The sequence below is a fragment of the Alphaproteobacteria bacterium genome, from assembly GCA_040218575.1.
In the GTDB taxonomy this organism is placed as follows: Bacteria; Pseudomonadota; Alphaproteobacteria; order JAVJRE01; family JAVJRE01; genus JAVJRE01.
The window spans coordinates 1-18,807 of the sequence record JAVJRE010000001.1; the positions used below are offsets into that span (position 1 = coordinate 1).

17 protein-coding genes are annotated in these 18,807 nt (G+C 70.0%); 7 read left to right on the forward strand and 10 right to left on the reverse strand.

The annotated features are described in order from the left end of the window. Positions 1–438 (reverse strand): ABC transporter substrate-binding protein (locus RIE31_00005; protein ID MEQ8638984.1); only part of this gene is annotated, 438 nt, incomplete at its 3' end. Between the two features lie 582 nt (positions 439–1,020). On the opposite strand from RIE31_00005, the gene RIE31_00010 reads away from it, so the two are divergent. Beyond that, a complete protein-coding gene (locus RIE31_00010) occupies positions 1,021–2,064 on the forward strand; it encodes a C-terminal binding protein (protein MEQ8638985.1) in 1,044 nt (347 codons plus the stop codon). A gap of 42 nt (positions 2,065–2,106) precedes the next feature. Here the strand turns inward: RIE31_00010 and RIE31_00015 are convergent, their stop codons facing one another. Next, positions 2,107–2,556, reverse strand: a complete 450-nt coding sequence (locus RIE31_00015) for a VOC family protein (GenBank protein MEQ8638986.1) — start codon at positions 2,554–2,556, stop codon at positions 2,107–2,109. 225 nt (positions 2,557–2,781) lie between these two features. On the opposite strand from RIE31_00015, the gene RIE31_00020 reads away from it, so the two are divergent. Then, positions 2,782–3,930: a polymer-forming cytoskeletal protein gene (locus RIE31_00020; protein ID MEQ8638987.1), complete on the forward strand. Its 1,149-nt coding sequence runs from the start codon at positions 2,782–2,784 to the stop codon at positions 3,928–3,930. Between the two features lie 102 nt (positions 3,931–4,032). Beyond that, the gene (locus RIE31_00025; protein ID MEQ8638988.1) at positions 4,033–4,557 is read left to right on the forward strand and encodes a hypothetical protein; all 525 of its coding nucleotides are present in this window, start codon (positions 4,033–4,035) and stop codon (positions 4,555–4,557) included. A 21-nt stretch (positions 4,558–4,578) separates the two neighbouring features. On the opposite strand, the gene holA is transcribed toward RIE31_00025, so the two are convergent. The 5 genes from holA to RIE31_00050 all read right to left on the reverse strand — a co-directional run bounded on the left by holA (position 4,579) and on the right by RIE31_00050 (position 12,643). Continuing rightward, positions 4,579–5,637, reverse strand: a complete 1,059-nt coding sequence (holA, locus tag RIE31_00030) for a DNA polymerase III subunit delta (protein ID MEQ8638989.1) — start codon at positions 5,635–5,637, stop codon at positions 4,579–4,581. 55 nt (positions 5,638–5,692) lie between these two features. Next, on the reverse strand, positions 5,693–8,347 hold the full coding sequence (leuS, locus tag RIE31_00035; protein MEQ8638990.1) for a leucine--tRNA ligase: 2,655 nt from the start codon (positions 8,345–8,347) through the stop codon (positions 5,693–5,695). A gap of 113 nt (positions 8,348–8,460) precedes the next feature. Beyond that, positions 8,461–9,102 (reverse strand): DUF3576 domain-containing protein, encoded by a 642-nt coding sequence (locus RIE31_00040; protein ID MEQ8638991.1) that lies wholly within the window; start codon positions 9,100–9,102, stop codon positions 8,461–8,463. A gap of 249 nt (positions 9,103–9,351) precedes the next feature. Continuing rightward, positions 9,352–10,473: a porin gene (locus RIE31_00045; protein MEQ8638992.1), complete on the reverse strand. Its 1,122-nt coding sequence runs from the start codon at positions 10,471–10,473 to the stop codon at positions 9,352–9,354. Between the two features lie 322 nt (positions 10,474–10,795). Continuing rightward, positions 10,796–12,643 carry a sulfotransferase gene (locus tag RIE31_00050; protein MEQ8638993.1) on the reverse strand — a complete coding sequence of 616 codons (1,848 nt, stop codon included), beginning with the start codon at positions 12,641–12,643 and terminating at the stop codon, positions 10,796–10,798. A 102-nt stretch (positions 12,644–12,745) separates the two neighbouring features. On the opposite strand from RIE31_00050, the gene RIE31_00055 reads away from it, so the two are divergent. Next, entirely contained in the window at positions 12,746–13,471 is a 726-nt protein-coding gene (locus RIE31_00055) for a YggS family pyridoxal phosphate-dependent enzyme (GenBank protein ID MEQ8638994.1), read from the forward strand. A 26-nt stretch (positions 13,472–13,497) separates the two neighbouring features. On the opposite strand, the gene RIE31_00060 is transcribed toward RIE31_00055, so the two are convergent. The 3 genes from RIE31_00060 to RIE31_00070 all read right to left on the reverse strand — a co-directional run bounded on the left by RIE31_00060 (position 13,498) and on the right by RIE31_00070 (position 16,235). Then, positions 13,498–14,121 (reverse strand): L,D-transpeptidase family protein, encoded by a 624-nt coding sequence (locus RIE31_00060; protein ID MEQ8638995.1) that lies wholly within the window; start codon positions 14,119–14,121, stop codon positions 13,498–13,500. Positions 14,122–14,250: 129 nt separating this feature from the next. Then, the gene (locus RIE31_00065) at positions 14,251–14,892 is read right to left on the reverse strand and encodes a hypothetical protein (GenBank protein ID MEQ8638996.1); all 642 of its coding nucleotides are present in this window, start codon (positions 14,890–14,892) and stop codon (positions 14,251–14,253) included. 68 nt (positions 14,893–14,960) lie between these two features. Next, a complete protein-coding gene (locus RIE31_00070; GenBank protein ID MEQ8638997.1) occupies positions 14,961–16,235 on the reverse strand; it encodes a GTP cyclohydrolase II in 1,275 nt (424 codons plus the stop codon). A gap of 177 nt (positions 16,236–16,412) precedes the next feature. Between RIE31_00070 and RIE31_00075 the strand changes: the two genes are divergently transcribed. The 3 genes from RIE31_00075 (at position 16,413) to RIE31_00085 (ending at position 18,789) form a co-directional block, all read left to right on the forward strand. Then, entirely contained in the window at positions 16,413–17,099 is a 687-nt protein-coding gene (locus tag RIE31_00075; protein MEQ8638998.1) for a response regulator transcription factor, read from the forward strand. Between the two features lie 106 nt (positions 17,100–17,205). After that, positions 17,206–17,709, forward strand: a complete 504-nt coding sequence (locus RIE31_00080; protein MEQ8638999.1) for a hypothetical protein — start codon at positions 17,206–17,208, stop codon at positions 17,707–17,709. 216 nt (positions 17,710–17,925) lie between these two features. Continuing rightward, positions 17,926–18,789 carry an MBL fold metallo-hydrolase gene (locus RIE31_00085; protein MEQ8639000.1) on the forward strand — a complete coding sequence of 288 codons (864 nt, stop codon included), beginning with the start codon at positions 17,926–17,928 and terminating at the stop codon, positions 18,787–18,789. The last annotated feature ends 18 nt before the right edge of the window (positions 18,790–18,807 follow it).

Genomic DNA, 18,807 nt, shown 5'->3' on the forward strand with positions numbered 1-18,807 from the left:
GGCGGTGAACTGCCGGCCATTGTGGAACTTGACGCCGGGACGGACCTTCATCTCCCAGGTGCGGAGATCGTCGCTGGCGCTCCAGCTCTCCAGCAGCATGGGCCGGGTCACATTGTCCACGTGGGTCTTGGTCAGATAGTCATAGGTGGTGCGAATGCCCACGTTCGACCAGCTATCGGCGTGCGGGTTGGTGAAGTCCTGGATACGCGCCGCCAGCGTAGCGGTGCCGCCGGCCGGCATCTCCGCCGCCTTGGCCTGTGGCACAGCCTTCGCGCCGGTGATCTTGCCGGCGGTGGCATAGGCCGCCGTCGCCGACATGCCAAGCAGTGTGGCGGTGCGAACAAAATCGCGCCGGCTGATTTCCTTGTCCGCGAGCTGACGCTTCAGCTCGCCGACATACGGGTGAGACTCACCCTCTTTCCTCAGTGACGTGGCCATCTAGTGCCCCCCAAAATTGAATGTCCCAGATGCACGATTCGTCGGCACAGGTCTTTTGCTCTCGTTACGCCGACGGCCGTGATCCTTCTTGACCGGAAAAGTCTATGAAGCAGCGTCAACAGCCACAAGAGGAATCGCCGGGGTGGCCGGCCGCCAACCCGGTCCGGGCGGCGTGCGGTGTGCGGCCCTCACGTGAAAACCAATGGGGAAACCTGCGGGAATCCCACAGGATTCCGGTGTTTTTTTGAGCGTTGCCGGTGGAATTGTCTGGCAATCAATTTTTGTTCATGACAGGAGGCGGCGGCGGACATAGACTTTCCCGCGTATGGGGCGTTTTCCTTTCCGCGTCCACGGGCAGGGGCCGCAATCCATATGCCGGCGGCATCCCTGGCGGTGCCCATGGCCGGCAGCCACTTGGGGGCGGTCCCGCCGGCGATGGGGCCGCCCTTCGTTTGCCCGGCTTCTTGCCGGCCCCGGCCCCGGCGCGGCCCGCCTCGCCGCCGGTCAGGCCGGCTGGCATGATGGCGCCTGATCCGGCCCGGCCTGGCCGGGACTGGTCTCCAAGCGGTTAGCGAGGCGCCCATGGCCCTGCAGGTTCTGATTCCCGACGCCAAATATGATGGCCCGCCCGAGGTGGAAACGGCGGTGGCCCGCGAAATGGGCCTGGACGTGCGCTACGACGTGCGCCGGGTGCGGCATGCGGCGGAGGTGGCGGATGATGTGTGGGGGATGATCGACGGGCTGCAGGTCTATCACGACGTGGTGGTGGATCAGGCCCTGATCGGCCGCATGGCGCGTTGTCGCATTATCTGCCGCTGCGGCGTGGGCACCGACAATATTGACCTGGCGGCGGCGGCGGCGCGGGGCATTCCCGTATGTAATGTGCCGGACTATGGCACCACCGACGTGGCCGACAGCGCCATTGGCATGCTGCTGGCGCTGCGCCGTGGGATCGGTTTTCACCATGGCCGTCTGCTGCGTGATCCGGCCAGCCACTGGCAGCAGACGCCGGGGCCGGCGGTGGGGCGCCTTCGGGACTCGCGCTTTGGCGTGGTCGGCGCCGGCCGCATTGGTCAGGCAGTGCTGCGCCGGGCCCGCGCGCTGGACATGGCGACCGGGTTCTATGATCCGTTTCTGGCGGATGGCGCCGACCAGGCCATCGGATGCGAGCGGTTCGCGACGCTTCATGATCTGCTCGGCTGGGCGGACGCGGTCAGCCTGCACACGCCCCTGACGCCGGCCACCCGACGGCTGATGGATGGTGCCGCGCTGGCGGCCATGCGGCCCGGCGCGGTGCTGATCAACACCGCGCGCGGCGGCTGTGTCGACCTGGACGCGCTGGCGGCCGCGCTCGGCAGCGGCCATCTGGCCGGCGCCGCGCTGGACGTGCTGCCGGTGGAGCCGCCGGCCGGGCACCCGCTGCTGGCCGCCTATGCGGCGCGCGAGCCGTGGCTCGACGGGCGGCTGGTGCTGACGCCGCATGTGGCGTTCTACAGCGCCGACAGCGTACGTGACATCCGCAGCAAGGCGAGCCGGGCGGTGCTGGACTATTTGTCCGGCGGGCAGGCGGCCGGGCAGGCGCGCAACTGTGTCAATGGCGAGCTGCTGGCGGCGGCGACGGCCTGAACACCGGCCGGGAGAGCGCCGGGCCAGCGGGCGGGCGGCTGGTCAGGCCGGCGGCGCCATGCCTTTCTCGGCAAGCTGGCGGCGGGCGTCCGCGGTCTTGGCCGGCGCGTTGACCCCCATGCCGTGCAGCACATGGTCGGCCTTGGTGAACTGAATATCATCATAAGGCACCACCTCGACCCGATTGCCCCAGGGGTCGCGGAAATTGAGGCGGCCGCCAATGAGCTCGACGCCGAGTTTGGCCAGCGCCGCGCGCACCGGCTCGCGGTCGTCCACCACCAGCCCGAAATGGCGGGCGTCGTCGGGCCCCTGGGTCTTGCCGAGCGAGAGCTGCATGAACTGATCGCCCATGTCGATGAAGGCGTTGGTGTCGCCGCGCCCGCGCAGGCTGAAATCAAAGATCGCGCCATAGAAGGCGAGCGCTTCGTCCAGATCACCCACTTCCAGCACCACGTGATTGACGCCCAGCGCGCGGGCTTTGCCGTTGGCCATGGGGGGGCCTCCTTGCTGTTTGCTGTGTTTGCCTGTGTCAGCGGTCATGTGGGCCACACTGCGCGCGCCGGCAAGGCCGGTTGCGTGACTCAACATGGGGTGGCGCATTGTGCGCTGGCGAATTGTGACAGGGATCACGCCGGGCCGGGGGGCGATCTGCTAGGCTGGGCCGGCAATTGCATAAGGGCCGGCCACATCGGCGCGGCCGGCAGCGGGAGGCGTTCCATGTTCAGAAATTCAGCCTTGGCCGGTCTGGCCGCACTGCTGGTGGTGCTCACCGCCACGGGCGGCGCGGCGGTGGCGGCCGAGTTCCGGCTCGACCGCAGCGCCACACCGGTCAATGGCGACCTGTATATCAGCGGCGGTTCTGTCGAGGTCAGTGGTGCGGTGTCCGGCGACGTGCTGGCGGCCGGCGGCGACGTGCTGGTGCTGGCGCCGGTCGGTGGTGACGCCATGGTAGCCGGCGGCTTTGTCCGCCTGGCCGAGCGCATTACCGGCGACCTGCGCGCCGCCGGCGGCACCGTCACCCTGTCGGGCCGGGTGGGCGAGGAGGCGATGATCGCCGGCGGCGAGGTTCGCGTTCGCGGCGACATCCAGGGCAATGCCTGGATCAGCGGCGGCGACATCCGTGTAAGCGGTCGCATCGGCGGCGACCTGACGGTCAATGGCGGCGAGGTGTGGCTGGACGGCGTGGTGGCCGGCGATGTGATGGCGCGCGCCGGCGAGCTGCACCTTGGCCCCAACGCGGCGATCATCGGCAACCTGACCTACCGCGCGCCCGAAGCGGCGGAGATCGCCGCCGGCGCCACCATCGGCGGGGCGACGGTTTACGAGACCATGCACATGGACCGGCCCGACGTCCGGGACATGGCCTGGGGCGTGGCGGCGGTCGGCCTTTTCGGCTGGGCCATGCTGGCGCTGTCGGGGGTCGTGCTGGTCCTGCTGCTGCCCGCTGGGATGGCGGCGGTGGAGCGACGCATCCAGGACGGCCGGGCGCGGGCGCTTGGCGTCGGCTTCATCACCCTGGTGGTGGTCCCCGCCGCGGCGGTGGTGGCCCTGGCCCTGGTGCTGACGGTGCCGCTGGGTCTTGCTCTGCTGGCGCTGTATCCGGTGCTGCTGCTGCTGGCCTATCTGGCCGGCGCCTATTGGAGCGGCGAGCGCGTGGTGTCGCTGTTCAGCCGCCGGCGCACTCCTGACTTTCCGGGGTTCAGCCGCGGCCGGGCGGTGCTGGCCATGGTCGTCGGCGTCACCGTGCTGACCGTCATCGGCCTGGTCCCGGTCGTCGGCTGGCTGCTGGTGGCGGCGGCGGGGCTGGCCGGTCTCGGTGGCTGGAGCCTGGCCCTGCTGGCCAGCCTGCGGCGCGGCGCGCTGTAGGCGGCGCGGCAGTCTTCTCTGCCCCGCCTCGCTACCCTCCCTCGCCACAGTGTGAAGCGGCGGCGCTGGCCAATCTCTGCGGCGGCGGGTCAGCATGGGCCGATGCAGCGAGGCACGGTCATACTGGCGTTGGCGCTGGTCGCCCTGATTGGCGCCGGCCACGGTGCAGGTGCCCAGCAGAGCGCCCTGCCCTTCACCGTGGACGCCATGCCGCGTCCGGCCGACACGGTGAGCCAGAGCACGGCGAACGGCGTGAGCGAGACCCTGGCCCACTGGGACATCAGTGACGACAGCCGCGCCTTCTTCGGCACCCTGCGCCACGCCCGACGGGACCCGGCGGCGGCGTGGCCGGCGGCGCTGGCCGCGTCCATGGCCAATGTGGAGGCCACCTTCGCCGCCATGCCGGAACCCATCGAGGATCTGACCACCGCCTATGGCGTGGCCGCCCTGAACACGGCGGCGGGAATGTTTGCCGCGCGGCGGGTCACCTATGACTGGACCGGCTTTACCTGTGTGCAGTTGAGCCATGCGGATGACAGCCGCTACCTGCGTGGCACCCTGTGCCGCGAAGGAACGCTGGACGACGCGGCGATGCAGGCCCTCATCGCCACCATTTCCTTTCCCTAGTCCGGCACGGCGAGCGCGCTTTCAGGTGGCGCGGCGAGCGCGCTGGCGCGCCTGGACACACAGGGACAGCAGGGCGCGGTCGGCCAGCAGGGCCTGGGCGGCGCCGGACCGTTTGCACAGACGCTCGGTCTCCAGCAGGCGGCTGATGGCGGCGGGAAAGGCGCTGGCCGGCCACCACCGCAGATGGCGACGCAGCGCGTCGCGGTGACGGAAGAAAACCGGCGGCCGCAGACCGGCAATGGCCTGCTCCGCCGCCATGCCGCGATCAACCGCGATGCGCGCCTTGTGCAGCCGGTCGAGATGACGCGCGGTGGCCCGCAGCAGCGAGATCGGCGCCGCCCCTTCATGCCACAAGCGCTGCAGCGCGCGGTCGAGGGCCGCCGCGTCGCCGGCGCTCAGCGCCAGGCCCGCATCATCCATGGACAGCGCCGCCGCATCGCCGATGGTGGCCGCCACATCGGCCAGGGTGAGACTGGTCTGGTCCCCGGCATAGAGGGCCAGCTTGGCTATCTCCTGCCGGGTCACGGCGCGGTCGGCGCCAAGGTGAGTCTCCAGCCAGGCGCGGGCATCGGGACTGGCGGTCAGCCCCTCCTGGCTCAGGCTGTCGGCGATGATGCGGGCGAGGCCCCGCCCCTCGTCGCCATAGCACGGCACGGCGGCGATGGCCGGGTGCGCCTCAGCCAGCTTGCGCAGGCCGTCGCGCGGTCCGAAGTCACCGCCTTCGACGATGATGAGCGCGGCGTCGGCCGGCGTCGCCGCCGCCTCGGCCAGCCGCTCCACCGCGTTCTGCAGGGCCGGCGCCAGCGCCGCCGTGGCGCCCCGCACCTGGACGACGCGGCGGCCGCCGGTCATGGCCATGGCGGCGGCCTCGTCGGCGAGACGGGCCGGGTCTTTCACCACCTCGCCGGGCGCCAGATCGGCGACCCGGAAGGGGTCGGCCGGGTCTTCCACAATGCCGGCCAGCAGGGCGCGGCCGCGCTCGCGCACCAGTCCCTCATCGGGGCCGTAGAGCAGAACCGCGCGGATCGCGGAATCCGGCGCGGCACAGAAGGCATCGGCGCGGGCGGCGGTGATCTTCATGGGCGGCCAAGCCTAGCGGCAGCGAGCGGTCCGCCGCCAGAGGCAGCGGCCGGTCTCAGGCGACGATGTTGACGATGCGGCCGGGCACCACAATGACACGACGCGGCGGCTTGCCGGCAAGCTGACGGGCCACCGGCTCCAGCGCCAGCGCCGCCTCGCGCAAGGCCTCTTCGCCTATGTCGGTGGCCACATCGAGCGTGCCGCGCAGCTTGCCATTGACCTGGACCGCGATGGTCACCGTTTGGTGGACCAGCAGCGCCGCCTCGGCCTCGGGCCATGGGGTGTCCACCAGCCAGGTGTCATGGCCCAGCGCCTGCCACAGCTCTTCCGCCAGGTGGGGCATCATGGGGTTGACCAGGCGGACCAGGGTTTCCAGCGCCTCGCGCCGGGCCCAGTCGGCGTCCGCCGCGTTGTGGCCGGCATTGGCGAAGTCCTGCACGGCGTTGGCCAGGGCGTAGATGTGGGCGACGGCGCGGTTGAAGCCGAGATCGGCGATGCTCTCGCTGACCCGGGCGATGGCGCCGTGGCTTTCGCGGCGCAGCGCCAGCGCCGCCTCGCTCATGGTTTCTGGCTCCGCCGCGCCGGCGGCCGGCAGGCGGTCCAGCGACTCGTGGACCAGACGCCAAAGACGGTTGACGAAACGGTGGGCGCCCTCGACGCCGGCGGTGGTCCATTCCATGTCCCGCTCCGGCGGGCTGTCGGACAGCATGAACCAGCGCGCCGTGTCGGCGCCGTAGCGGGCGGTGATCTCGGTCGGGGCGATGACGTTGTTCTTTGACTTGGCCATCTTCTCGACCCGGCCACGCTGCACCACCTGCCCGCTATCGCCGCGGATGACCGATCCGTCGGCGCGGATTTCCACCTCGTGCGGGTAGAGCCACTGACCGCGTTCGGCGTCGTAGTAGGTTTCGTGATTGACCATGCCCTGGGTGAAGAGGGCGCGGAACGGCTCGTCCAGTTTTACATGGCCGGCCTTGCGCAGCGCCCGCATGAAGAAGCGGGAATAGAGCAGGTGCAGCACGGCGTGCTCTATGCCGCCGATGTACTGGTCCACCGGCAACCAGCGGTCGGCCGCCGCCGGATCAATCGGCTGGCTGGCGTCGGGTGCGGTGAAGCGCGCGAAGTACCAGGACGAATCGACGAAAGTGTCGAGGGTGTCGGTCTCACGCTCGGCCGGCTTGCCACACTGCGGGCAGGCCACTTGCTTCCAGGTGGGATGGCGGGTCAGCGGATTGCCGGGCCGGCCGAAGTCTATGTCATCGGGCAGCAATACAGGCAGGTCGGCTTTAGGCACCGGCACGACGCCACAGTCAGGACAGTGGATCATGGGGATGGGACAACCCCAGTAGCGCTGGCGCGACACCCCCCAGTCGCGCAGCCGCCAGGTGACGGTCGCCTCGCCCAGACCCGCCGCGGACAGGCGGCTGGCCACCTCCGCCTTGGCTTCGTCGATGGTCATGCCATCGAGAAAATCGGAATTGATGATGCGCCCGTCGCCGGTATAGGCCTCGTCGCGGTCGGTGAAAGACCGCGTGAAGGATGCCGCGCCCTCGCCCGCCGGGCAGACCACCGGCAGCACCGGCAGGTCGTATTTGCGGGCGAAGTCCAGGTCGCGCTGGTCGTGGGCGGCGCTGCCGAAGATGGCGCCGGTGCCATAGCCCATGAGTACGAAGTTGGCGGCATAGACCGGCAGGCGGCGGCCGTCGAATGGATGGCGCGCCACCAGGCGGGTCCGGTAGCCGGTCTTTTCCGCCGTTTCGATGGCTTCCTCCGAGGTGCCCATGCGCTGGCATTCGCTGACATAGGCGGCGAGGTCGGGATCGTCCGCCGCAAGGGCGCCGATCAGTGGATGATCGGGCGACAGGGCAATAAAGCTGGCGCCGAAGATGGTGTCATGGCGGGTGGTGAAGACGCGCACCGACGGCGCGGCATCGCCGTTAGCGCCACCCACAGCTTCGGCCGGCAGGCGGGCGGGCGGATTACCGGACGTGTCAGCCGCCTCTTCCAGCGGAAAGCGGATATGGGCGCCGGCGGATCGGCCGAGCCAGTTGGCCTGCATCAGGCGCACCCGGTCGGGCCAGCCGTCGAGGCCGTCCAGCGCGTCCAGCAGGTCCTGGGCATAAGCCGTGATGCGAAAGACCCACTGATTGAGACGGCGCTTCTCCACGGGCGCGCCGGACCGCCAGCCCTTGCCGTCCACAACCTGCTCGTTAGCCAGCACGGTCTGGTCCACCGGGTCCCAGTTGACCCAGGCTTCGCCGCGATAGGCCAGGCCGGCCTCGTGGATATCCATGAACAGTTTCTGCTGCTGGTGGTAATAGGCCGGATCGCAGGTGGCGATCTCCCGGCTCCAGTCAATGGCCAGGCCGACCGATTTCAGCACATCGCGCATGGCCGCGATGTTGGACAGGGTCCAGTCGCGGGGATGGACCTTTTCGCGCATGGCGGCGTTCTCCGCCGGCAGGCCGAAGGCATCCCAGCCCATGGGGTTGAGCACGTCATAGCCCTGGGCCTGGCGTGTGCGGGCCACCACATCGGTCATGGTGTAGTTGCGCATGTGGCCCATGTGGATGCGCCCCGACGGATAGGGGAACATGGCCAGCACGTAGTATTTCGGGCGGTCGCCGTGGCGGCCGGCGCGAAAGCAGTCCTTCTCTGTCCAGCGGGCCTGCCAGCGGGTCTCTGTACTCTTGAAGTCGTATCGGTCCATGACGGTCTTCAAAACGGGTTCAGGCGACGGCCGCGGCCGGTGGGCCGACCAGTCGGAAACTTGTCCGCTGACGCGCGCGGTTGTGGAGGTGGCCCGCCGGGCGCAGGCGTCGCCTACTGCTGCACGGCAGCGATGCGCAGTTGCCGGGCCCGGGTGAGGATGGTGTCCTCCAGCTTGCGCACGGTTTCCGCGTCCAGCGGCGCGTCGGCCCACTGGCCGGCGGCGTCCAGGGTCTGGCGGAAGGCGGCGACCCGCAGCCCGTCGGCGCGCAACTGCGTATCGAGAATGAAGACGGTCAGCTTGAACCGCTCGTCCGGTGACTCCGGCGGCCGGTACCAGTCGGTGATGATGACTCCGCCGAAGGGATCGGCCGAGACCAGGGGCAGGAAGGACAGGGTGTCGAGACTGGCCCGCCACAGGAAGGCGTTGACGCCGATGCCACCGCCGCCGGCGCCCGGTTCGGTATTGCCGCCGCTGAAGAGGCCGCTCAGGCCGCCCTCGCCGAACAGGCCGACCGCGTCATCCGGCGGTTCGTTGTCCACCCGGTTCAGCGCCTCGTTACTTTGCCGCTGCTGTTCGGCGGAGGTGCCGCCGCAGGCGGCGAGGCCGAGCACGATGGCGGCAAAGAGCGCGGCAACATACGGCGTCCGGTCGCGTCCGTGCCGCCGCCGGCCCGCCAGCAGGCGCGGCATCGCCGGCGGGGTGGCCGGCAAAATAGCCGGCAGGATGGCCGGCAGGATTGAACGTGGCGTCATGGGCGAAACGGGTATCCTGACGGTGACGGCCAGACCGCGACTGCGGCGCAGGGGCTCTGGGCCGGCACCTTTGCTGAAAAGCCGCGAACGGTCAATCGGCCCGGCCATCAAACCGGGCTGTCCGGGCGCCCGGCGGGCAATGATCGTGGCGATGGAGAGTCGCGGCCGGCGGCGGGACCGGACAAAAAAAGGGGGCGGCAGGTTGCCCCGCCGCCCCCGGACTGCTTGCGCAGTCGGCGTTCGTGTGAACTAGAAGTTCACGGCGAAGCCGAGAGCGAAGACAGTGGCGTCATTTTCCGCCGTGGCCGTGCTGGCCTCGTCTTCCCAGCTGATGAACGACAGCTCGGAGAACACCATCATGCCCGGCAGGAAGTGATAGTCACCACCGACGTTGTAGATGGTGGCCTCGTCGTCACCGGCAACCGTGGTCGAACCGGCGTTTTCAGAGAAGGAGGCCGCCGCACCAACGCGGAAGTCACCCCATGCGCCGTAGGACACACCGGCCGAGATGACCTCGGCGTCGGACTTGAACGGATCGGTCTTGGTCTGACCCGACTCGCCGTTGGTGGCCCAGGTGGCACCGACTTCGAGGCGACCGAACTTGACGTTGGCACCGATATGGTAGGTGCGGAAGTCTTCGGCCGCAGCAGCCGTGGTCGGCTGGTCGGCGTGGTAATAACCAGCCGACAGACGGACCGACGCATCACCCGCGGGGATGATGGCGTTGGCGCCCAGCTCGATGTTGCCCTGACGGGCGCCGGCAGTCGTACGGGCCAGGGTCTGGTCACCGTTGCGACGGTCGGGCGAGTAGGACGCACCGAACTGGATGATGCCGTCGGCGAACCGCGGCGTGAAGTAGGTGGCCTTGGTGGCGCGACCGATATTGTTGCCGCGATAGGCGACCCAGCCGTTATTGCCGGCCGGGAAGGTGGCGTTGAACCAGGTGCCGTTGATGCCGCCGTCATAACCGTAGTTGACGGGGGTACCAAAGTGCATGCGGTTCTTGGCGCCGTCACGGGTGCCGAACTCAAACCGGCCCCACATCGCCTCGTTGGCGATCCAGAGATAGTTGTCGTCCAAGTTGCTGGCGCCACCGGACGTATCGGCACCGTTCAGCTCGACCTGGGCACCCCAGGACAGACCCGACTCGTCAGAACCGCGAACGGTAAATTCAATTTCGGTGTCGGTCGTGATGGTGTCCGCACGCTTCTTCGTGCTGAGCGGCGCGCTGTCCAGATCCTCTGAGACATACGCCCAGTAGGTGTACTGGAAGCCACTAACTTTGATGGGGTCGAGCGACTGCGCCTGCGCGGCACTGGCCAGAGCCAGACCGCCGGCGAGAGCCGTCGCCCCGAGAAGAGTCTTCTTCATGTGTTTTCCTCCGAAAGACTGAGACACGGGCCCGTGTCCAAGAATGCCTCGCCGAAAGGCGATCCCCCGCGGCTGAAGCAGGCGGCATAAGGCCCGTGTTTCCGGGCCCTTGCAATGGGTCCGTTGCAATTTCCACACAATTTCGAGGGACTTGTTGCAGCAATGCAACAGATCGGGAAAGGTCTTGTTAACGAAGTAAGGGTCTGGCCAACCGATGGATTCTCAACTCCGTGGAGGCGGTCGGGCCGGACTGTTGCCGGAAAGACACAGTTCGTCCCGCCGGACTGCATGGCAGAAGGAATTATCTTTCTGTTTCAATTAGTTACTTGGTGATGGCCGCCCCGGTAACGGGAGTTTCCGTGGCCGGCGGATCGCCCGGCAGGGCACCGCTGGCCAGGACCCGGGCGAGCGGCCGAAGCCCCGCCTCGTGGCGCCGCCAGCCGCCCTCGCCGGCGCGGTCCAGCGGACGGCGCACCTGACCGGCCGACGCGGTGGCCACGGTGCGCTCTGTCTTGTGGAAGTCGAGGACGGCCGGATCCCAGTCGAGGCTGCAACAGGCCAGCAGATCGCGGGACTCCGCCTCCTGATCGGCCAGCAGCCGGCCATAATCCATATGGTGGATGGCCGGGCGGCCGTCGTCGCGCGGCGGCAGAACCCGCCCCCAATGGTCCATCAGGCGGCGGTACATATTGATGTGCCGGCCCATGGCCTCCAGGTCATAGGAGTATTCGAGCCCGCCGTTGAACAACTGGCGGAAGAGCGACAGGCCCACATCCATCAGATCGCGCCGGCAGTGGATGATGACCGCATCGGGCAGCATCAGGCGGATCATGCCGATCTGCCAGTAATTGTCCGGCATCTTGTCGATGATCCGTTTGTCCGGCGGGGTCAGCGCCGTGGCCCGGTCCATATAGGCCTGGCCCATGGCAGCGAAGGCGGCGTCCGGCAGGTCGGCCACGGCGGCCGGCCAGGTGAAGCCCGGCGGCAGGGCGAGGCCGGCCTCGCGGTCCGGCGCGCGCACCAGGGCCTCCAGAAAGGTGCACTCGCCTATGCCGACCATGGCCGGGTGGGTGGCCAGAATCTGTTCGGTCAAAGAGGTGGCGGAACGCGGCAATCCCACAATAAAGACCGGTGCGGCGTCAGGCGATTGCCGCAGGCCGGCGGCGGCGCGGCGGGCGAACAGGTCGGCGGTGAAGACCCGCTCTATGTCCTCCATGTCGCGGCGCTGCGGCCGGCCATCGTATGGCGCGCGCCCGGCCTCGATCCGGTTGGCGGTGACCAGATGGTCCCAGCCGGCCTTGTCCTCACCCAGCCGTTCACAACATTCGGCCAGGGCGAACGCCACCTGGGCCCGGTCACGGGCGAGGTCGTCGGCGGTGGTCTGGTGGTCGGCGGTCGGGCGCTGGCGCGACAGGCTGTCCGCCTGTGCCTGCAGGCGCGCCTGGTAGGCGCGCAGGCCCGGCTCGTCATCCCGTTGGAACAGGCGGGCCCGCCAGTGGAGGGCGAGCGGCTGGTCCGCCTTGAGGGCGAGGGAGCGGTCGAGGGTGGCGGCGGCCTCGGCATAGAGGCCGCGCAGCATCTGGCCGATGCCGAGCGCCGTGGCGAAGGACGGGTTGGCCGGTTCCAGGCGCACCGCCTCGGCAAAGGCCGGGACGGGATCGCGGTTGGCGGCCGGTTCTTCCAGCGCCTGGCCGAGCCAGACCCACGCCTGAGCGTAGTCGGGCGCCAGCGTCACGGCCTGATCCAGGGCGGCGACGGCGGCCGGCGTATTGGCGGCCAGGGCCAGGGCGCGGCCGAGCCCGGCATAGGCGCGGGCGCGCTCGCCGTCCGGCACCGCCTCTGTCATGCAGCGCAGGCCATGATTGAAGGCGCGCACCGCATCACGGTGGCGTCGCGCGCCCAGCAGGGCATTGCCCAGATTCACATGCCAGGCATGATTGAACGGATCAGCGGCGATGGCCTGTTCCAGCACGGGTATGGCGTCGCCATAGCGACCCTGCTGGAGGTCGATGATGGCCAGCAGGCGCTGCACCTCCACCACTTGCGGCCAGGTCTTGAGGATGCGCCGGTAGAGGCCCGCCGCCTTGTCCAGATCGCCGGCCGTGTGGTGGGCCAGAGCCTGCTGGTGCAGCCGGTCAAGGTCGGCGGCGGAGGGCTGGGTGCGGGACATGCGGCGTCTTTATCATGGCGCAGGGTGCGGGCAAAGCCGGCCGCGCGGGCGGCGGTAAAGCGGGTGCTTGACGGATACCGGCGGCAGCGCCACTCCTAGGCCATGAGTCAGGCAACCACAGGGGCGACCACCGGGGCGACAGAAGAGAGAGCCGTGGCCGAGCGGCTGGCGGCGGTGCGTCAGGCCATCGACCAGGCGGCGACGGCGGCCGGCCGCCCGGCCGGATCGGTGACCCTGGTGGCGGTGGCCAAGCGCCAGCCGGAGCAGCGGATTGCCGCGGCGATCGCCGCCGGCCAGCGGGTGTTCGGCGAGAACCGGCTGCAGGAGGCGCAGGCCCACTGGGGCGCGGCGCAGGGCGGTGGGCGACGGGCGGTGGCGGGCGATCTTCGACTGCACTTCATCGGCCGCTTGCAGAGCAACAAGGCGGCCGAGGCGGTGGCCCTGTTCGACGTCATCGAAACGGTGGACCGGCCAAGCCTGGCGGCGGCGCTGGCCCGGGCGCTGGCCGGCAGCGAGCGGCGGCCCGACCTCTATGTCCAGGTGAATATCGGCGAGGAGACGCAGAAGGGTGGGATCATGCCGTTGCAGGCGGATGGCTTCATCGCCCGTTGCCGCGACGAATGGGGTCTCGCCATCAGCGGCCTGATGTGTATCCCGCCGGCGGACGAGCCGCCGGCGCCCTATTTCGCCCTGCTGCGCGAGATCGCCCGGCGTAATGGCATCGAAACCCTGAGCATGGGCATGAGCGGCGATTTCGCCACGGCCATCGCTTGTGGGGCGACGGCGGTGCGGGTCGGCCGCGCGCTTTTCGGTGAGCGCGACGACTGAGACACGGCGTCAGCGGGCGGCCGCCGTCATATGACCGCGTTGGCGATGATCTCCAGGCGGGTGGCGGGACCGAGCCGGGCCAGCACCTGCAGCAAATCGTCGTGGCGCAGCGCCAGACAACCGGCGGTCGGCGTGCGGCGCGGGCTGGCCAGGTGGATGAATACGGCGCTGCCGTCACCGGGCACCGGCGGCGCGTCGTTGTGGCCGACGACGACGATCAGGTCATAGAGCCGGTCGCGTCGCCACAAACGCTCTGCCGAAGCCCCATAGGGATGGCGCACCGCCCGGTTATAGGCCGGGTCAAGCGGATCGTCGCACCAGCCGTCGTCGGGACCGATGGCCGCCACCGGCAGGCCGGTGGCCGGCGGCGCCTCGCGGTCCGGCCGGTAGAGAACCTGGCGCAGGGAAAACATGCCGGCCGGGGTCGCGCCATCGCCTTCGCGCTTGGCATGAATGACGCCGCCACGGCCGACCAGCACCGGACAGGAGAAGGCGCCGGCGGTGAGCCGGCCTTCACGCGCGCCGGGATCGGCGGTGACGCGGACCAGTCTGACAGGACGAGGCGGGCGCGGCCCGCGCGGCGCCCGGGCCGGGCGGCCGGCGCCCTCTGGCGGCGGTGTGCCTGTGACGGCGGAACGGGATCGGGCCATGACGGCTCCCGGGCGGCTCCCGCCGGGTGGTGGCGAATTGCCGAAGCGGGCCCAGGGGCCGCGGGCGGGACAGGGCGGTTGTCGCAAGTGGCGGCGGCGGACGCAAGCCGGCCGTTGGGTCGGGGCGGCTCAGGCGCGGCCGGCGGTGGCCGCTGGCGGCGGGTTGGCGGACGAGGTCAGGTGGGATGGGGTGAGGTGGGCGGCGGCGGCGGCATAGCCCATGGCGGCAACGGCGGGCGGCGTGGCGGCCACGGTCGCGATCAGCCCCGCCGGGTCGCCGCGACCGCCGGTCGGGCCGGTGGAGCCGCCTGCGGTGCTGTTGCCGGCCAATTGTGGCGCAGCGGGCCGGCCGAGCAGAAGATTGCCGGCGATCATGGCGCTGTCGCGGCCGGTGCCGGCGACCAGCACCGCGTCGGTGACCGCGCCGGCCATGCCCACGGCGAGGCCCGCGCCGCCGCTCAGCAGGCCATTCCACAGGCCGCCGCCCAGCACATAGGCGGCCGGCGACAGGCTGTCGCCGGTGGCCTGGCGGTAAAGACTGCCGACCAGGGGCAGATGCTGCAGGGGATTGAGCACGTCCAGAAGATCGGCGAAGCCGAGGGCGTGGGTTGGTGCGCCGGCCGCCGGCCGGGCGCTGACGGCGGCGGAAAAGGCCGCCTCGCCGCGGCCGGCGGCGGCATGGAGCCGGTCCGGCGGCGGGCCTGGTGATAGGCCGGCCGCAAGGCCGGGCGCAGGGGGCGGGCGGGCGGCGAGGGAGAGGGCGGCGGACATGACCCCCCGCACGGTGCAAGGAGCATGCCAGAGGGGGGGCTGAAAGGGTGGCGCGGCCCTGTGCGTGGTCAGACGTCCAGCAGGTGACCGCGCCCGGCCTTGGCCTTGAGATAGGCCTCGTTGTGGCCGTTGGAGGGAAAGGCGTGGGCGACCCGCTCCACCACGTCAACGCCGAAGCGGCGCAGCGCCGCCACCTTCTCCGGATTGTTGGTCATCAGGCGGACCCGGCCGACGCCGAGGCGCCGCAGCATGGTGGCGGCCGGCAGGAAGAGCCGCTCATCGGCCTCGAAGCCCAGCGCCTCGTTGGCGTCGAAGGTGTCGTGGCCGGCGTCCTGCAGGGCATAGGCGCGCAGCTTGTTGATGAGGCCGATGCCGCGGCCTTCCTGGGCCAGATAGAGCAGGATGCCGGAGCCGGCGCGGGCGATCTCGTCAATGGCGCCGCGCAACTGCTGGCCGCAGTCACAGCGCAGACTGCCCAGCAGATCGCCGGTGAAGCACTCTGAATGGAGGCGGATTAGGACCGGCGCCGCGCCGCTGCCGCCGACGGCCGCCTCTCCGGAGTCGGGGGCGGAGTCGGGGGCGGGGTCGGGGTCCACCTGGCCGATGACCAGGGCCAGATGCTCGAGGCTGCCGTCGCCGGGGCGGAAAGCGTGAACCCGGCAGGCGGCCGCCCCTTCCAGCGGGATGTCGGCGACCGCCACGGGCTGCAGCGCGCGGGCGGCGATACGGCGATAGGCCAGGCAATCCTCGCCGTCCACCGCCAGCAGGTTTTCGCGCGCCGCCCAGTCGCCCAGCCAGGCCATGCGGCTGGCCGGCAGCGGTGCGGCAAAGACCGCCGGCAGCAGGCGGGCGAGCTTGGCCAGTTCCAGCGCTGCCGTCTCGCCGTCCCGCTCGGCCAGGTCCTGCACGGCCAGGGGGGTGGCGGCCAGGGCCGGCCCGGCGGTCGGGCGCGGCCGGTCCAGGGGGTCGAGCAACGGGCGCACGCCGTCGAGGGTGAAGGGGGCGGCGAGCACCACCCGAACGCCGTCGGGGGGCGGGCTGTCCGGCTCGCCTGCGGGCGCTCGCCACAGGCCGATGGCGGCGGCGCGGCGGCCGGTCAGCAGCAGAGCGGGTGGCTGGCCGGCCAGGGCGGTCAGCCGGTCGAGCGCCGCCGGCAGGGCGGTTTCCGCCGCCAGCACAAGCCAGGCGGTGTGGCGCGGTCCGCGCAGGACCACCGGCTCGCCACGGCGCAGATCACCGGCGGCGCGGTCCACCTGGACGAGCGCCGGCGGGCTGGTCTCGGCGCGCAGCAGGCGGGCGCTGCCCATGGCCGGCTGATGGGCGGTGCTGGCGGGCGTGGTCATGGCCGCTGCATAGCAGAAACGGCGGGCCGGAGTCCCGGCCGGCCGCAGGGCAGCGCCGCAGCAGCGCCCGGCGCGGATGGCGGATCGCGTGGTTTTGCGCGGTTCCGCGTTGACAAGGGTGGTGGCCTCACGTCTGGTTTGGCCGAGGTGAGCCGCGCATTCCGGGAGAGCAGAGCCATGAACACACGCCGCAAAGTCCTGCTGGTGGATGATGACGAGGGCCTGCGGGATTCCCTGGCCGAGCAGCTCCGCCTGTTCGAGGAGTTCGACACGGCGGAGGCCGCCGACGGAGCTTCGGCCCTGGAGGCGACCAGGGACACATACTATGACCTGGTGATCCTCGATGTGGGGCTGCCGGACATGGACGGGCGCGAGGTGTGCCGGCTTATGCGCCGCAGCGGCGTTGCCAGCCCGGTGATCATGCTGACCGCGGCGGACTCCGATTCCGACACCATTCTGGGTCTTGAATCCGGCGCCAATGACTATGTGGCCAAGCCCTTCCGGCTTAACGTGCTGCTGGCCCGCATGCGGGCGCAACTGCGCCAGCACGAGCAGAGCGAGGACGCGGTCTTCACCATCGGGCCCTACTCGTTCCGGCCGGCCCAGAAGCTGCTGCTGGACGAGGCCAACAACAAGAAGATCCGCCTGACCGAGAAGGAGACGCAGATTCTGCGCTACCTCTATCGGGCCGGGAAGGTGGTCGGGCGCGACACCCTGCTGGGCGAGGTGTGGGGCTATAACGCGGCGGTGACCACCCACACCCTGGAGACCCACGTCTATCGCCTGCGCCAGAAGATCGAGGCCGACCCGTCGAACGCTGCCCTGCTGGTGACCGAGCCCGGCGGCTACAAGCTGGTGCCGTAGGGCACACTTGACCCGTATCAATGCGGCGCGTGCCGCGATGTGCCAGGGTTACGTCCTGCGGCGGCGATGGCGTCGCCGGTTCGCTCACCCGCACCGGGAGTTGGTCATGACCCTGTTCGCCAATCCGTCGCTGATTACCCGTATCACCATCGGCAAGGGGATGGGCCTGGCCTTCGGCCTGCTCGCCTTTTTCCTGGCGCCCGCTGCCGGGCTGGGCGGCCTGGAGGGCGTGGCCGGCGATGTGGCGGAGCGGCTGCGGGCGGAGATGGACCCGAACGCCGGGCTGGTGCGCTGGGGCCTGCTGCTGTGGTACCCGACCCTGGGCGCCATGATCGGCGTCTTCGGCGTCTTTACCTGGCATCCGGTGCTGCGCCTGCCCATGCCGTGGTGGTTTCGCGCGCCGCTGCTGGGCGGCTGGATGAACTTCGTCCTGGCCTTCTTCGCTCATGAGCGGGCGGAGACCATGCTGGCGCCGCTGCTGGGCCGCGCCGGCAGCGGCGTGGCGCCCTGGTGGCTGGCGCTGGACGGCGCCATCATCGGCCTGATTATCGGTGCTGTGGCCACCCGCCTGGGAGGCGAAGGACGCGGCACGGTGGAGGCCGACGGCTGAAGGCGGCCATAGGCAGCGCGATATGAGGACCGGCACCACATCAGGACACGTCGGCGATTGGTCAGCGAGTCTGGCTATATCGGCCCGTAATAGGGTTATAGCGATAGTGCATAATTGACTCTGCGGCGGACCGCCCGTGAGACTGTGCCGGATCGTTGCGTGTCCGGGGGGGCCGCGACGGCCCGTGACAGACGGGCAACGGCTTGAGGGGAGTTCATGGCCGCGCCGGACCACCATGGGGATCTGCCATTCACCGTGCGTTTCTGGGGCGTCCGCGGCTCCATCGCCTGTCCCGGCCCGGAGACCCTGCGCTATGGCGGCAATACCTCGTGCCTTGAAGTGCGCTGCGGCGAGCGGCTGCTGATCTTCGACGCGGGCACCGGTATCCGCCGCCTGGGCCAGGCGCTGGACCGTCAGGCGGCGGCCGACGGTGCGCCGCTGGACGCGGATATCTATTTCAGCCACAGCCATTTCGACCATGTGTGCGGCCTGCCGTTCTTCAGCTCCATCTATAACCCGGCCAACACCTTCCGCCTGTGGGGCGGCCATCTGGGGCCCGACATGACGCTGCGCGAGGTGCTGTGCGAGCTGATGATGGCGCCGCTGTTTCCGATTCCGGTGGAGGCCATGGCCAGCCGCGTGGTGTTCCATGACTTCACCTGCGGCGAGACCCTGGACGCCGGCGACGGCATCCGCCTGGTGACGGCGCCGCTCAACCACCCCAACGGGGCGGTAGGCTATCGCATCGAGTTCGGCGGCCGGGCCATCTGCTATGTGACGGACACCGAGCACCCGGCCGCGGGCCGTGACGAAAACATCCTGAAGCTGATCGAGGGCGCCGACTATTTCATCTACGACTCGACCTATACGGACGAGGAGTATCCGGCGCACAAGGGCTGGGGCCATTCCACCTGGCAGGAGGCGGTGCGGCTGGCGACGGCAGCGGGGGTTAGGACCTGCGTCATCTTTCATCACGATCCGGGCCACGACGATGCCATGATGGACCGTATCGCCGCGGCGGCGGAGACCATGCGGCCGGGCACCATCGTCGCCCGCGAAGGGATGATCCTGTCAGCCTGAGCGGTGCGGGGTGCGCCC